Source organism: Vibrio hippocampi (assembly GCF_921292975.1).
In the GTDB taxonomy this organism is placed as follows: Bacteria; Pseudomonadota; Gammaproteobacteria; order Enterobacterales; family Vibrionaceae; genus Vibrio; species Vibrio hippocampi.
The window spans coordinates 63,658-78,402 of the sequence record NZ_CAKLCM010000001.1 but is presented as its reverse complement, the minus strand read 5'-3'; the positions used below and the strand labels follow the sequence as shown (position 1 = coordinate 78,402).

Annotated in this window: 15 protein-coding genes; 12 read left to right on the top strand and 3 right to left on the bottom strand. The window is 45.9% G+C overall.

What is annotated here, in order from left to right; translation table 11 throughout:
• Positions 1–9: 9 nt before the first annotated feature.
• The 12 genes from L9Q39_RS00405 to glmU all read left to right on the top strand — a co-directional run bounded on the left by L9Q39_RS00405 (position 10) and on the right by glmU (position 10,352).
• Complete coding sequence (locus tag L9Q39_RS00405; RefSeq protein ID WP_237483202.1) at positions 10–783, top strand: ParA family protein; 774 nt, start codon at positions 10–12, stop codon at positions 781–783.
• Between the two features lie 23 nt (positions 784–806).
• Positions 807–1,688, top strand: a complete 882-nt coding sequence (locus L9Q39_RS00400) for a ParB/RepB/Spo0J family partition protein (protein WP_237483201.1) — start codon at positions 807–809, stop codon at positions 1,686–1,688.
• A 185-nt stretch (positions 1,689–1,873) separates the two neighbouring features.
• Positions 1,874–2,263 carry a F0F1 ATP synthase subunit I gene (locus tag L9Q39_RS00395; RefSeq protein WP_237483200.1) on the top strand — a complete coding sequence of 130 codons (390 nt, stop codon included), beginning with the start codon at positions 1,874–1,876 and terminating at the stop codon, positions 2,261–2,263.
• An 8-nt stretch (positions 2,264–2,271) separates the two neighbouring features.
• On the top strand, positions 2,272–3,078 hold the full coding sequence (gene atpB / locus L9Q39_RS00390; protein WP_237483199.1) for a F0F1 ATP synthase subunit A: 807 nt from the start codon (positions 2,272–2,274) through the stop codon (positions 3,076–3,078).
• A gap of 61 nt (positions 3,079–3,139) precedes the next feature.
• Positions 3,140–3,394: a F0F1 ATP synthase subunit C gene (atpE, locus tag L9Q39_RS00385; protein ID WP_102470019.1), complete on the top strand. Its 255-nt coding sequence runs from the start codon at positions 3,140–3,142 to the stop codon at positions 3,392–3,394.
• 81 nt (positions 3,395–3,475) lie between these two features.
• Positions 3,476–3,946, top strand: a complete 471-nt coding sequence (atpF, locus tag L9Q39_RS00380) for a F0F1 ATP synthase subunit B (RefSeq protein ID WP_237483198.1) — start codon at positions 3,476–3,478, stop codon at positions 3,944–3,946.
• Between the two features lie 17 nt (positions 3,947–3,963).
• Complete coding sequence (gene atpH, locus L9Q39_RS00375) at positions 3,964–4,497, top strand: F0F1 ATP synthase subunit delta (protein ID WP_237483197.1); 534 nt, start codon at positions 3,964–3,966, stop codon at positions 4,495–4,497.
• A 13-nt stretch (positions 4,498–4,510) separates the two neighbouring features.
• Positions 4,511–6,052 (top strand): F0F1 ATP synthase subunit alpha, encoded by a 1,542-nt coding sequence (gene atpA, locus L9Q39_RS00370; RefSeq protein ID WP_237483196.1) that lies wholly within the window; start codon positions 4,511–4,513, stop codon positions 6,050–6,052.
• Positions 6,053–6,093: 41 nt separating this feature from the next.
• A complete protein-coding gene (gene atpG, locus L9Q39_RS00365) occupies positions 6,094–6,960 on the top strand; it encodes a F0F1 ATP synthase subunit gamma (protein WP_237483195.1) in 867 nt (288 codons plus the stop codon).
• 35 nt (positions 6,961–6,995) lie between these two features.
• Positions 6,996–8,399 carry a F0F1 ATP synthase subunit beta gene (gene atpD, locus L9Q39_RS00360; protein ID WP_237483194.1) on the top strand — a complete coding sequence of 468 codons (1,404 nt, stop codon included), beginning with the start codon at positions 6,996–6,998 and terminating at the stop codon, positions 8,397–8,399.
• Positions 8,400–8,417: 18 nt separating this feature from the next.
• Complete coding sequence (locus tag L9Q39_RS00355; protein WP_237483193.1) at positions 8,418–8,840, top strand: F0F1 ATP synthase subunit epsilon; 423 nt, start codon at positions 8,418–8,420, stop codon at positions 8,838–8,840.
• 150 nt (positions 8,841–8,990) lie between these two features.
• Positions 8,991–10,352, top strand: coding sequence for a bifunctional UDP-N-acetylglucosamine diphosphorylase/glucosamine-1-phosphate N-acetyltransferase GlmU (gene glmU, locus L9Q39_RS00350; RefSeq protein ID WP_237483192.1), 1,362 nt, complete (start codon positions 8,991–8,993; stop codon positions 10,350–10,352).
• Between the two features lie 50 nt (positions 10,353–10,402).
• Here glmU and ilvA read toward each other — a convergent pair whose 3' ends face one another.
• From ilvA to ilvE, 3 genes are read right to left on the bottom strand one after another with little or no spacing between them, the layout of a single operon-like run.
• On the bottom strand, positions 10,403–11,938 hold the full coding sequence (ilvA, locus tag L9Q39_RS00345; RefSeq protein ID WP_237483191.1) for a threonine ammonia-lyase, biosynthetic: 1,536 nt from the start codon (positions 11,936–11,938) through the stop codon (positions 10,403–10,405).
• A 2-nt stretch (positions 11,939–11,940) separates the two neighbouring features.
• Positions 11,941–13,782 (bottom strand): dihydroxy-acid dehydratase, encoded by a 1,842-nt coding sequence (ilvD, locus tag L9Q39_RS00340; protein WP_237483190.1) that lies wholly within the window; start codon positions 13,780–13,782, stop codon positions 11,941–11,943.
• A gap of 12 nt (positions 13,783–13,794) precedes the next feature.
• A complete protein-coding gene (gene ilvE, locus L9Q39_RS00335) occupies positions 13,795–14,742 on the bottom strand; it encodes a branched-chain-amino-acid transaminase (protein ID WP_237483189.1) in 948 nt (315 codons plus the stop codon).
• Positions 14,743–14,745: the final 3 nt, after the last annotated feature.

The following is a 14,745-nucleotide window of genomic DNA, read 5'->3' as shown; positions in this document are numbered from 1 at the left end:
GAGGTTGTTGTGGGAAAAATAGTCGCTATAGCGAACCAAAAAGGTGGCGTTGGTAAAACAACGACATGCATCAATTTAGCGGCTTCCATGGCTGCAACAAAGCGCAAGGTGCTCGTTATAGACCTTGACCCTCAAGGCAACGCAACCATGGCAAGTGGTGTCGATAAGTATCAAGTCGAAACAACCGCTTACGATTTGCTGGTTGATGAACTGCCTTTTGAACAGGTAGTGTGTACAGACACTTCAGGTCATTATGACTTGATTGCAGCAAATGGTGATGTCACCGCTGCTGAAATCAAATTGATGGAAGTATTCGCGAGAGAAGTGCGACTAAAACATGCACTTACCCCAATTCGTGATAACTATGATTTCATCTTTATAGATTGTCCTCCGGCACTAAATCTACTTACAATCAATGCGATGGCAGCTGCAGACTCTGTTCTGGTTCCAATGCAATGTGAGTATTTTGCTTTAGAAGGCCTGACGGCTTTGATGGACACAATCAGTAAATTGGCTGCGGTAGTGAATGAGAATCTAAAAATCGAGGGTTTATTACGAACCATGTACGATCCTCGAAATCGTTTATCAAACGAAGTCTCAGATCAGCTTAAAAAGCACTTCGGTGACAAAGTTTACAGAACCGTTATCCCTCGGAATGTCCGTCTCGCAGAAGCTCCAAGCCATGGTAAACCCGCTATGTACTACGACAAATATTCAGTCGGTGCTAAAGCCTATTTAGCCTTAGCTGGTGAGATGCTTCGACGCGAAGAAGTTTTGGCTTAATGCTCTGAAGGAAATGCGATTCAATGTCTAAACGTGGTTTAGGAAAAGGACTAGATGCCTTGCTGTCAACTAGTTCACTAGCTAGAGAAAAACAGCAAATAGCCACTCAAAGTCAATCAATGTCTGCCAATGGTGACTTACAAGAGTTATCTATCAGTACCTTACGCCCTGGTATTTATCAGCCGCGTAAAGATATGGCACCAGAAGCGCTTGAAGAACTTGCTGCTTCCATACAGTCTCAGGGTATTATCCAGCCTATTGTCGTAAGACGAGTCAGTCACGATCAGTATGAAATTATTGCTGGTGAGAGACGTTGGCGTGCAGCAAGGCAAGCCGGTTTAAAACAAGTACCGTGCCTTATTAAAGACGTTCAAGATCGCGCAGCGGTAGCTATGGCGTTGATTGAAAACATTCAGCGTGAAGATCTTAATGCTATTGAAGAGGCGCAAGCGCTTGAGCGTTTGCAAAATGATTTTGAACTGACTCACCAGCAAATTGCCGATGTTATAGGTAAATCCAGAACCTCGGTAAGTAACTTATTACGTCTTAATCAGCTGGAAAATGACGTAAAGAGTCTTGTTGCAGACAAAAAACTGGAAATGGGTCATGCTAGGGCACTACTTGCTCTCGAAGGTGAAGTCCAGTGTGAGATCGCTGAGACAGTCGCCAAAAAGCAGATGACGGTTCGTCAAACGGAAGAATTGGTTAAAAAGTGCCTAAAACCGAACTCTTCTGACAAAAATGTATCAGAAGACAGTGACGCAAAAGAAATTTCGGATAGATTAAGTTCTAAACTGGGGGCGAAAGTTTCTCTGGTTAGAAATAGCAACGGCAAAGCAAAAGTAACAATTAGTATTGATGAACCTCACAAATTAGAACAACTTATTGCTAAGCTAGAGAATTAAAATGTGATAATTGATTTAGATCAATTATCAGAAATAGCAATCTTCAACCTAGGTTGCATTTTTGTAAACAAAAAGAAACTTTTTGTATGGTTTAATTGCAATAAATTTACGTCATCGTATAATTTTTTGCGGCTGCGCAGAAATAATCTATCTACGCAGCTAATTTAGATTAAAGGTAAGAATACATGGTAGCAGTGCTAACTAAACCAGGACGAGAGCTCGCAAAGCGATTGTTACTGATTCAAGTCAGTGTTGTTACATTAGTAGCTGTTGGAATGACAGTGGTTGTAAATGCTGAGTGGGGAATTTCGGCACTGATTGGCGGTGGTAGTTTTGTTATCGCTAATGCAGTTTTCGCTTTATGTGCTTTTCTGTTTAGTGGAGCGCGCGCTGCCAAAAAAGTAGCGGCTTCTTTCTATACCGGAGCGGCACTGAAACTCCTCATTACAGCCACACTAATTTCACTAGCCTACATGTATATTCAGGTGGAAGTTGTTCCCTTGAATCTCACTTTTTTACTGGCCGTCTTAAGTAACCTTATGGCACCAGTAATATTCGTCAACAACAAAAAATAGGATGAGTTATGGCTGCGCCAGGTGAAGCGCTAACATCGGCCGGATACATCTCTCACCACTTGACCAATCTTTCGTTAGGAAGTCTAGGTTTAGTGGAAGAGACCAGTTTCTGGAACGTACATATCGATAGCCTGTTTTTTTCTTTGCTAACTGGTTTTATATTCATTGGAATATTCCGCTCAGTTGCTAAGAAAGCAACAGCTGGTGTGCCGGGCAAGCTACAATGTTTTGTTGAAATGATCGTGGAATTTGTCGATGACAACGTCAAAGAGACTTTCCATGGCCGCAATGCATTGATCGCGCCTTTAGCACTAACTATCTTCTGTTGGGTATTTTTAATGAACTTGATGGACTTAGTTCCAATCGATTTCTTACCTTATCCAGCAGAGCAGATGGGTATCCCTTACTTGAAAGTGGTTCCTTCTGCTGATGTCAATATCACCATGGCTATGGCGCTAGGTGTTTTCGCTCTGATGATCTACTACAGCATCAAAGTGAAAGGTCTAGTTGGTTTCACAAAAGAGTTGACTCTTCACCCATTCAACACACCGTTACTGATACCTTTCAACATGCTGATTGAAGTTGTGTCTTTGCTATCAAAGCCACTTTCTCTAGGTATGCGTCTGTTCGGTAACATGTTTGCAGGGGAAGTCGTATTTATTCTTTGTGCGGCAATGCTGCCATGGTATTTACAGTGGATGGGCTCGCTACCGTGGGCAATATTCCATATTCTAGTAATTACGATTCAAGCCTTCGTATTTATGATGCTAACGATAGTTTACCTATCAATGGCTCATGAAGATGGCGATCATTAATTATTATAACGCTTTTTTATTCAGGCATATTTAAGCCAACAACTATAAATTGGAGATAGTAATGGAAACTTTACTGAGCTTTTCTGCAATCGCCGTAGGTATCATGATCGGTATGGCTGCATTTGGTACGGCGATCGGTTTTGGTCTTCTAGGTGGTAAATTCCTTGAAGGCGCAGCTCGTCAACCTGAAATGGCTCCTATGCTTCAAGTTAAGATGTTCATCATCGCTGGTCTACTTGATGCGGTTCCTATGATCGGTGTTGTAATCGCACTGCTATTCACATTCGCGAACCCATTCGTTGGTCAGCTAGGTTAATCAGCTTGTATTTCGACAGGTTTCGAATCTGTCATCTGATTAATTTTAGCTCATCAATGAAATGTTAGAGGGGTAGCTGTTGTGAATATGAACGCAACTCTGCTAGGTCAAGCACTCTCGTTTGCTGCATTTGTCTGGTTCTGCATGAAATATGTATGGCCACCACTAATGAACGCAATCGAAGAACGTCAGAAGAAAATTGCTGACGGCCTTGTAGCCGCTGAGCGTGCTGCAAAAAACTTGGATCTAGCGCAAGCCAACGCTTCTGATCAACTGAAAGAAGCGAAGCGCACTGCAACTGAGGTCATTGAGCAGGCAAACAAGCGTAAAGCACAAATTATCGATGAAGCTCGTGAGGAAGCTTTGACTGAACGTCAAAAAATCCTTGCGCAAGCTGAAGCGGAAATTGAAGCGGAACGCAACCGTGCCCGCGATGAACTGCGCAAACAAGTTGCAACTCTGGCTTTAGCTGGTGCTGAGAAGATTCTGGAACGTAGTATCGATAAAGATGCACAGAAAGATATTCTCGACAATATTACTGCGAAACTTTAACGCGAGGGGCGATAAATATGTCTGAATTGACAACAATTGCACGCCCCTATGCTAAAGCAGCATTTGACTTTGCGGTCGAAAAGAATGCATTAGACCAATGGGTTGATATGCTGATTTTTGCCGCTGAAATCACTAAAAATACAGAAATGGCGGACTTGATTTCAGGTTCAGTTTCAGCAAATAGAATCGCTGAAGTTTTCATTGCTGTTGGTGGTGAACAGTTTGATGAGTTTGGTCAAAACTTGGTAAAAGTGATGGCTGAAAACGGTCGTTTGGTGGCTCTACCTGCGGTACTGGCTGAGTTTTTAATGCTTAAAAAAGAGCATGAGAAACAAGTGGACGTGGATATTATTTCTGCGACCGAGCTAACGCAAGAGCAACTGACTGAGATCGGCAACAAACTTGAGAAGCGTTTAGAACGCAAAGTTAAGCTGAATTGCAGTGTAGATGAGACCCTACTTGGTGGGGTTATTATTCGAGCCGGAGATCTTGTAATTGATAACTCAGCGCGTGGTCGTTTGAACCGCCTGGGTGATGCATTACAGTCTTGATGGGGATTGGAGCATGCAACTTAATTCCACAGAAATTAGCGATCTGATCAAACAACGTATCGAATCTTTCGAAGTTGTAAGTGAAGCTCGTAATGAAGGTACTATCGTATCGGTAAGCGATGGTATCATTCGCATTCACGGCCTAGCGGACGTGATGCAAGGTGAAATGATTGAATTACCGGGTGGCCACTATGCACTAGCACTTAACCTTGAGCGTGACTCGGTTGGTGCGGTTGTAATGGGCCCATATGCTGACCTTAAGGAAGGCATGAAAGTAACAGGTACTGGTCGTATTCTTGAGGTACCAGTTGGTCCAGAAATGCTTGGTCGTGTTGTTAACACACTGGGTGAGCCAATTGATGGTAAAGGTCCAATTGAAGCTAAGCTTACTTCACCAGTAGAAGTGATTGCACCTGGTGTAATCGATCGTAAATCGGTCGATCAGCCAGTACAAACGGGTTATAAGTCTGTTGACTCAATGATCCCAATCGGTCGTGGTCAGCGTGAACTTATCATCGGTGACCGTCAGATCGGTAAAACCGCGATGGCGATTGATGCAATCATCAACCAGAAAGATTCTGGTATCTTCTCTATCTACGTAGCGATTGGCCAGAAGGCTTCTACTATCGCAAACGTTGTGCGTAAACTGGAAGAACACGGTGCACTAGCAAACACTATCGTTGTGGTTGCCTCTGCATCTGAATCTGCTGCACTACAATACCTAGCGCCTTATGCGGGTTGTGCAATGGGTGAGTACTTCCGTGACCGCGGTGAAGACGCTCTGATTGTTTATGATGATCTATCTAAGCAAGCGGTAGCTTACCGTCAGATCTCTCTACTTCTAAAACGTCCACCAGGCCGTGAGGCATTCCCAGGTGACGTATTCTACTTACACTCACGTCTACTTGAGCGTGCTGCTCGTGTAAACGAAGAGTATGTAGAGCGTTTCACTAATGGTGAAGTGAAAGGTAAAACCGGTTCTTTGACTGCGCTACCTATCATTGAAACTCAAGCGGGTGACGTATCTGCATTCGTACCGACGAACGTAATCTCGATTACCGATGGTCAGATCTTCCTACAATCTGAAGCCTTCAACGCGGGTGTTCGCCCAGCCGTTGACCCAGGTATCTCAGTTTCTCGTGTAGGTGGTGCAGCACAGACTAAGATCATTAAGAAGCTATCCGGTGGTATTCGTACTGCACTAGCGGCTTACCGTGAACTAGCGGCATTCGCACAGTTCTCATCTGATCTTGATGAAGCAACTAAGCGTCAGCTTAGCCACGGTCAAAAAGTAACAGAACTGATGAAGCAGAAACAATATGCTCCTATGTCTGTATTTGACCAAGCGCTAGTGATCTTTGCTGTTGAGCGCGGCTATCTAGATGATGTTGAAATCAACAAGATTCTAGATTTTGAAGCGTCTCTACTATCGTATGCTCATAGTCAATATGCTGATCTTGCAAAAGAGATCAACGCAACGGGTGCTTACAACGACGATATCGAAGCTCAGCTTAAGACACTGACCGACGATTTCAAAGCAACTCAGACTTGGTAATTGGTGGGTGACCTTATGGTCACCACTTATGGAGAGTAACGATGGCCGGCGCAAAAGATATACGTAATAAAATTGGTAGTGTTAAAAGCACTCAAAAAATTACGAAAGCGATGGAAATGGTAGCAGCTTCAAAAATGCGTCGTAGTCAAGATGCACGTGAAGCTTCTCGTCCATACGCGGAAACTATGCGTAAAGTGATCGGTCATTTGGCAAGCGCAAACCTAGAGTACCAACATCCGTACCTAGAAGAGCGCGAAGCCAAGCGTGTTGGTTACGTTATTATTTCGACAGACCGTGGTCTCTGTGGTGGCTTGAACATTAACTTGTTCAAAAAATCCGTTTTAGAGATGAAAGATTGGAAAGAGAAGGGCGCAGAAGTTGAGCTGGCAGTGATTGGCTCAAAAGCAACGGCTTTCTTTAACAATAGCGGTGCTAAAGTAGCGGCACAGGTGTCGGGTCTTGGTGATGAGCCAAGTCTAGAAGACCTGATCGGTACGGTTGGCGTAATGCTGAAGAAATATGACGAAGGCGAATTGGATCGCCTGTACGTAGTGTATAACCACTTTGTGAACACTATGGTTCAGGAACCAACGATCGATCAATTGCTACCTCTGCCTAAATCTGACAGCGAAGAAATGCAGCGTGAGCATTCATGGGGCTACATTTATGAGCCAGAGCCAAAACCACTATTAGATGCACTATTGCTTCGTTATATCGAATCACAAGTGTATCAGGGCGTGGTTGAAAACCTTGCTTGTGAGCAAGCGGCTCGAATGATTGCGATGAAGGCGGCAACAGATAACGCGACGAACTTGATTGACGATTTAGAGCTTGTGTATAACAAGGCGCGACAAGCGGCGATTACACAAGAACTAACGGAAATCGTGAGCGGCGCAGCTGCGGTTTAAGCTTAGGTAAAACGAAATAGATTAGAGGATTAACGATGGCTACAGGTAAGATCGTACAGATCATCGGTGCGGTAGTCGACGTGGAGTTCCCACAGAGTGATGTACCAAGAGTATATGACGCTCTAAACGTATCTGAATCAAAAGAGCGTCTTGTTCTTGAGGTTCAACAACAGCTAGGCGGTGGCGTAGTTCGTTGTATCGTAATGGGTAGCTCTGATGGTTTACGTCGTGGCGTAACAGTAGAAAACACAGGCGCGCCAATCTCAGTACCCGTTGGTACTAAGACCCTTGGTCGTATCATGAACGTTCTTGGTGATGCGATTGACGAATGCGGTGACGTTGGTGCTGAAGAGCACTACGCTATCCACCGTGAAGCGCCAAGCTATGAAGAGCAATCAAATGAGACGGCACTTCTAGAAACGGGTGTAAAAGTAATCGACTTGATTTGTCCATTCGCTAAGGGTGGTAAGATCGGTCTATTCGGTGGTGCAGGTGTAGGTAAGACCGTCAACATGATGGAACTTATCAACAACATCGCATTACAACACTCTGGCCTATCAGTATTTGCTGGTGTTGGTGAGCGTACTCGTGAAGGTAACGATTTCTACTTTGAGATGCAGGAAGCCGGCGTTGTAAACGTTGAGAAACCTGAAGAATCAAAAGTAGCAATGGTTTATGGTCAGATGAACGAGCCACCGGGCAACCGTCTACGTGTTGCTTTGACTGGTCTAACAATGGCAGAAAAATTCCGTGACGATGGTCGTGACGTTCTTCTGTTCATTGATAACATCTACCGTTATACCCTTGCAGGTACAGAGGTGTCGGCACTACTAGGTCGTATGCCATCTGCGGTAGGTTACCAGCCGACTCTTGCAGAAGAGATGGGTGTGCTTCAGGAGCGTATTACGTCAACTAGAACGGGTTCTATCACGTCTGTACAGGCGGTATACGTGCCAGCGGATGACTTGACCGACCCGTCTCCAGCAACAACATTTGCGCACTTGGATGCAACGGTTGTACTTAGCCGTAACATCGCAGCGATGGGTCTATACCCAGCGATTGACCCACTAGATTCAACATCTCGTATGCTTGATCCACTAGTGGTTGGTCAAGAGCATTACGACGTTGCTCGTGGTGTTCAGCAAACGCTGCAGCGCTATAAAGAGCTGAAAGACATCATTGCGATCCTTGGTATGGACGAACTATCTGAAGAAGATAAGCAGGTCGTATCTCGTGCTCGTAAAGTTGAACGTTTCCTAACTCAGCCTTATCACGTTGCTGAAGTATTTACTGGTGCCCCTGGTATCTACGTATCTCTTAAAGAGACTCTACGTGGCTTCAAAGGTCTACTAGCTGGTGACTACGATGACATTCCAGAGCAAGCGTTTATGTACTGCGGTACTATCGACGATGCTATCGAGAATGCGAAGAAGCTATAAGGCTAAATAGGAGGCGATATGGCAGCAATAACCTTTCACCTAGACGTGGTAAGCGCTGAGAAAAAGCTTTTCTCAGGTCGTGTTGAGACGTTTCAGGTGACCGGTAGCGAAGGTGAGCTTGGTATTTTCCATGGTCATACACCGCTGCTGACCGCTATTAAGCCTGGTATGGTGCGTATCGTTAAACAGCACGGCCACGAAGAGTTCATTTATGTCTCTGGTGGTATTGTCGAAGTTCAGCCTGGCACAGCGACTGTGCTGGCTGATACCGCGATTCGTGGTGAAGAGCTTGACGCAGCTAAGGCAGAAGAAGCCAAACGCAAAGCTGAGGAGAATATTCAGAATCAGCATGGCGACATGGACTTCGCGCAAGCGGCCAGTGAACTGGCTAAAGCCATTGCTCAGCTACGAGTAATTGAGCTGACAAAAAAACGTCGTTAATTTCGCATAAAGCGTGATTGACTGCGATAAAAGGCGACCTAAGGGTCGCCTTTTCTGTAATAATATGCACATTAAAGGATGTGAAAATATTCTATTTCACATGTTGTAACTCGTCAGACAGCAAATCAAAACAAGTAGATGGTTAATCTCATGAAATTTAGTGCAGTGATTCTTGCTGCGGGTAAAGGCACCCGCATGTATTCCAATACCCCAAAAGTACTTCATACATTAGCGGGTAAACCGATGGTGAAACATGTCATCGATACCTGTGAAAGCTTAGGGGCACAAAATCTTCATCTGGTTTACGGTCACGGTGGAGATTTGATGCAGGCAACGCTTGAGCAAGAGAAAGTCAATTGGGTTCTCCAAGCTGAGCAACTCGGCACAGGCCACGCGGTTGATCAGGCGTCTGACCAATTTGCAGATGATGAAAAAGTGTTGGTTCTGTATGGGGATGTACCACTGATTTCCGAGCAGACCATTGAACGTTTGCTTGATGCTCAACCTGAGGGCGGCATTGGTCTACTAACGGTTGTTCTAGATAACCCTACAGGTTACGGACGTATCGTACGAGAGAACGATGCGGTTGTGGCGATTGTCGAGCAGAAAGACGCCAGTGAAGCGCAAAAAGCGATCAAAGAAATTAACACCGGTGTGATGGTTGCAACGGGTGGAGATCTTCGTCGTTGGTTATCAGGTCTAAGTAATGACAATGCTCAAGGTGAATACTACCTGACCGATGTAATTGCTGCGGCTCATAATGACGGGCGTCGTATTGAAGCGGTGCATCCAGATAGCCCAATTGAGGTTGAAGGTGTGAATGACCGCGTGCAATTAGCCAAACTTGAGCGCGCTTTCCAGTTAGCACAAGCAGAGAAACTGCTGGCTCAGGGGGTAATGCTTCGAGATCCAAACCGTTTTGACTTGAGGGGTTGCTTGCAATGCGGTAAAGATGTTGAGATTGATGTCAACGTTGTTATCGAGGGCAGTGTTACTCTAGGTGATAATGTCGAAATTGGTGCCGGCAGCGTGCTGAAAGACTGTGAAATTGACGATAATACCTTGGTTCGACCTTATAGCGTTATAGAAGGCGCAACAGTTGGTGAAGCCTGTACTGTTGGACCATTTACTCGTTTACGTCCTGGCGCTGACTTACGTAATGACTCCCATGTGGGCAACTTTGTCGAAGTTAAAAATGCTCGTTTAGGTGAAGGGTCAAAAGCGAACCATCTAACCTACCTCGGTGATGCTGAAATTGGCAAACGTACTAACATTGGTGCAGGTACGATTACTTGCAACTACGATGGCGCCAATAAATTTAAAACCATCATTGGCGATGATGTTTTTGTTGGATCGGATAGTCAACTTATTGCGCCGGTGACTATTGCTGATGGTGCAACCGTGGGGGCAGGTACAACAGTGACGCGAGATGTGGCGGATAATGCTCTAGTCATTACTCGCGCTAAAGAGCGTGTTGTTGCTGATTGGAAGCGCCCAACTAAGAAACAATAACGACTGAATACATTAAAAAAGCCCCCACAGTATCAACGGTGGGGGCTTTTTTATGATAGGAAAAACTTGTAAGAGGGGTTATCGGTTTCATCTTTACATTGATAACCTAACTCCCTTAAGTGAGCAGAAAACTGAGATAAGTCACCATCATCAAGTTCAAACCCACACAGCACACGACCATAGTCTGCGCCTTGGTTTCGATAGTTGAATAAGCTGATATTCCAGTGGGTGCCTAAGGTACTCAAGAATTTAAGCAAAGCGCCAGGGTATTCTGGAAACTCAAAGCTATATAAGCGCTCTGTAAGAGGCTTTGCTGGTTTACCGCCAATCATGTAGCGCACGTGCAGTTTTGCCATTTCATCATCGGATAAGTCAACAACGGGATATCCGCCGGTACGAAGGTCTTTGATGATGCTATCGAGTTCCTCTTGAGCGCCAGAAAGCCTAACACCAACAAAGATATTCGCCAGTTTGTCATCGTTATAGCGATAGTTAAACTCTGTTACCGCTCGACCACCGATAATATTGCAGAACTCGAAGAATGCCCCTTGCCTTTCAGGAATGGTAACCGCTAATAACCCTTCGCGTTTTTCACCTAACTCACAGCGCTCAGAGACGTAGCGTAGACCGTGGAAGTTAGTGTTGGCACCCGAGAGAATCGTACCAAGCTGACAGCCCTGTAGCTTGTGCTTATCTGCGTATTTTTTCAGACCAGCGAGGGCGAGAGCACCTGATGGTTCAGCAATCGCTCGTGTATCTTCAAAAATATCTTTTACCGCGGAGCAGATCTCGTCGCTAGAGACCGTAATATGACCATCTATGTATTGCTGGCAAAGACGGAAGGTTTCATTACCGATAATCTTAACGGCTACACCGTCAGCAAACATACTGACTCGATCCAGAGCCACGGGCTGATTGGCATCTAATGCTGCACCAAGGCAGGCCGAATCTTCAGGCTCGACCGCAATGACCTTGATTTCTGGCATAAGTTGCTTCACTAAAACCGCTACACCCGCCGCTAAACCGCCGCCGCCTACAGGCACAAAGATATAGTTGAGGTGACCATTTTGCTGAATCATCTCCATGCCGATAGTCCCTTGACCTGCAATCACCAAAGGGTGATCGAAAGGAGGAACAAAGGTATATCCATGTTCTTCAGAGAGACGCACAGCTTCTGCTTTCGCCTCATCAAAGTTGGAACCGTGCAATACCACTTTACCGCCAAACCCACGTACCGCATCGACTTTGATATCAGGTGTGGTTTTAGGCATAACGATAGTGGTATTGATACCTAATTTAGTACCAGATAGCGCCATACCTTGAGCGTGGTTGCCCGCTGAAGCCGCAATAACCCCAGCTTGTTTCTGTTCTTCGGTTAGATTGGCGACCATGTTATAGGCGCCTCTTAACTTAAATGAATGAACCGGCTGTCTGTCTTCACGCTTTAATTGAACGGTGTTACCCGTTCTTTCAGATAGGCGCGGCATGTCCTGTAGCGGTGTTACCGTCGCTACTTCATAAACGGGAGCGCGCAATATTTGGCGCAGATAGTCTGCGCCAGTGGTGGGATAACTGTTGTCACTCATCGTTATCCCTCGAGCTTACTTTTATCGCGTACCGCACCTTTGTCTGCACTGGTTGCCATGCTAGCGTAGGCTTTAAGCGCAAGAGAAACGGTACGTTCACGTTGTAGCGGTTTCCAACCTAGCTTGTCTTGTTGTTCACGACGTTGCGCCAGTTCCGCTTCAGCAACCTCTAGCGTGATGCTTCTTGATGGAATGTCGATGCTAATGGTATCGCCATCTTTTACTAAACCAATAGTACCGCCATTTGCTGCTTCTGGAGAGGCGTGACCAATGGATAAACCCGATGTGCCGCCTGAGAAGCGACCATCTGTTAGCAAGGCGCATTCTTTGCCCAAGCCCATAGATTTAAGGTAAGTGGTTGGGTACAGCATCTCTTGCATGCCCGGACCGCCTTTTGGACCTTCGTAGCGAATAATAACGACATCACCTGCTTTTACTTTGCCACCCAAGATACCTTCAACCGCATCTTCTTGGCTCTCAAAGACAACCGCAGGACCTTTAAATACAAGAATGCTCTCATCAACACCCGCAGTCTTAACAATACAACCATCCAGTGCGATATTGCCAGAAAGTACCGCTAGACCACCATCTTGGCTATAGGCATTATCCTTGGTGCGGATACAGCCATTTTCACGGTCATCATCAAGGGTGTCCCAGCGGCAGTCTTGAGAAAATGCTTGCGTGGTACGAATACCCGCAGGACCTGCACGGTAGAAACGTTTTACCTCTTCAGAATCGGTTAGCTTGATGTCGTACTGAGCTAACTGTTCTTCCATTGTTAAACCAAGCACAGTCTTTGTTTGGTTGTTAAGTAGACCCGCACGATCCAGTTCACCAAGGATACCAATAACCCCGCCTGCGCGGTGCACATCTTCCATGTGATATTTCTGCGTTGATGGCGCAACCTTACATAGGTTTGGCACTCTACGAGACATCTGATCGATATCTTGCATATCAAAATCAATGTTGCCCTCTTGAGCCGCGGCGATAAGGTGCAGAACAGTATTAGTTGAACCGCCCATCGCGATATCGAGCGCCATGGCGTTCTCAAATGCCTGTTTTGTTGCAATGTTACGAGGTAGAGCCGACTCGTCATCTTGCTCATAGTAACGCTTGGTCAGTTCAACCACGCGCTTACCGGCATTTTTAAACAGTACTTCGCGATCGGCGTGTGTGGCGAGTAGCGAACCATTACCAGGTTGAGAAAGACCGAGTGCCTCTGTCAGACAGTTCATTGAGTTAGCGGTAAACATGCCGGAGCAAGAACCACAAGTAGGGCAAGCAGAACGCTCAATTTGTTCACTTTGCTCATCGGAAACGCTAGGATCGGCGCCTTGGATCATGGCATCAACCAGATCAAGTTTGATGATCTGATCAGAAAGTTTGGTTTTACCCGCTTCCATTGGACCGCCGGAGACAAAGATCACCGGAATATTAAGGCGCATCGACGCCATTAGCATCCCTGGGGTGATCTTATCGCAGTTTGAGATACAAACCATGGCATCGGCACAGTGGGCATTGACCATATACTCGACTGAATCGGCAATCAGTTCACGAGATGGAAGCGAGTAAAGCATTCCTCCGTGACCCATCGCGATACCGTCATCGACAGCAATGGTGTTGAATTCTTTAGCAATACCGCCGGCTTGCTCAATCTCAGACGCAACGAGTTGTCCGAGATCTTTCAGATGAACGTGACCCGGAACAAATTGAGTGAATGAGTTTACAACCGCAATAATAGGCTTGCCGAAGTCTTCATCTTTTACGCCAGTTGCGCGCCATAGAGCGCGTGCACCTGCCATATTACGACCGTGTGTTGTGGTTGCTGATCTATATTTAGGCATTGTGTTATTTCCTTATTTTGCCGGCGCTTGTTCAGGGTATACGTAGTCTAACCAACCCCACTTATCTTCAGTGGTGCCATTAAATAGACCAAAGTAGGCATCTTGCATGACTTGTGTAATTGGACCTCGTTTGCCTTCGCCAACTTCGATTTGATCGACCGTTCTCACTGGAACAATTTCCGCAGCAGTGCCTGTCATAAAGACTTCATCGGCAAGATAGAGAGCTTCACGAGCAATGTTCGCTTCGCGCACTTCGTAGCCCATATCACGAGCGAGCGTCATGATCGTGTCGCGAGTAATACCCGGCAGAATCGCACTGGTTGCTGGTGGCGTGATGATCACACCGTCTTTAATGACAAAGATGTTTTCACCAGCACCTTCAGAGAGATAACCATCAACGCTCAAAGCGATACCTTCGGCGTAACCATGGCGTCTTGCTTCACCGCCAACAAGTAGCGAAGAAAGGTAGTTACCACCGGCTTTAGCCGCGGTAGGGATGGTATTCGGCGCAGCGCGGTTCCAGCTAGAAATCATGGCATCAACGCCATTGGCTAGCGCTTCTTCACCCAGATAAGAACCCCAAGGGAAAGCGGCGATGATAAGCTCCATCTCTGAGCCAACAGGAGGGCAGACACCCAAACCAACGTTACCCACAAAACCAAGCGGACGAATGTAAGCGGACTCCAGTTTATTTTGACGCAAAGTTTCGCGAGTGGCTTCCATGATCTCTTCTTCCGTATACGGAATAGGGAAGCGATAAATTTTTGCGGAATCTTTTAGGCGCTTAGCATGCTCTGGATGGCGGAAAATAGCGGGACCTTTAGGAGTGTTATAGCAGCGAACTCCTTCAAATACCGATGTGCCGTAGTGCATGGCATGCGTTAACACATGCACGTTTGCCTCAGCCCAAGGTACCATCTCGCCATTAAACCAAATAAAATCTGCAGTATTTGTAGCCATTTA

Bases quoted from the DNA above. Each gene is read 5' to 3' on its own strand.
- L9Q39_RS00400 (WP_237483201.1), top strand. From the start codon at position 807: ATGTCTAAACGTGGTTTAGGAAAAGGACTAGATGCCTTGCTGTCAACT.
- L9Q39_RS00395 (WP_237483200.1), top strand. From the start codon at position 1,874: ATGGTAGCAGTGCTAACTAAACCAGGACGAGAGCTCGCAAAGCGATTG.
- atpB (WP_237483199.1), top strand. From the start codon at position 2,272: ATGGCTGCGCCAGGTGAAGCGCTAACATCGGCCGGATACATCTCTCAC.
- atpE (WP_102470019.1), top strand. From the start codon at position 3,140: ATGGAAACTTTACTGAGCTTTTCTGCAATCGCCGTAGGTATCATGATC.
- atpH (WP_237483197.1), top strand. From the start codon at position 3,964: ATGTCTGAATTGACAACAATTGCACGCCCCTATGCTAAAGCAGCATTT.
- atpA (WP_237483196.1), top strand. From the start codon at position 4,511: ATGCAACTTAATTCCACAGAAATTAGCGATCTGATCAAACAACGTATC.
- atpG (WP_237483195.1), top strand. From the start codon at position 6,094: ATGGCCGGCGCAAAAGATATACGTAATAAAATTGGTAGTGTTAAAAGC.
- atpD (WP_237483194.1), top strand. From the start codon at position 6,996: ATGGCTACAGGTAAGATCGTACAGATCATCGGTGCGGTAGTCGACGTG.
- L9Q39_RS00355 (WP_237483193.1), top strand. From the start codon at position 8,418: ATGGCAGCAATAACCTTTCACCTAGACGTGGTAAGCGCTGAGAAAAAG.
- glmU (WP_237483192.1), top strand. From the start codon at position 8,991: ATGAAATTTAGTGCAGTGATTCTTGCTGCGGGTAAAGGCACCCGCATG.
- ilvA (WP_237483191.1), bottom strand. From the start codon at position 11,938: ATGAGTGACAACAGTTATCCCACCACTGGCGCAGACTATCTGCGCCAA.
- ilvD (WP_237483190.1), bottom strand. From the start codon at position 13,782: ATGCCTAAATATAGATCAGCAACCACAACACACGGTCGTAATATGGCA.
- ilvE (WP_237483189.1), bottom strand. From the start codon at position 14,742: ATGGCTACAAATACTGCAGATTTTATTTGGTTTAATGGCGAGATGGTA.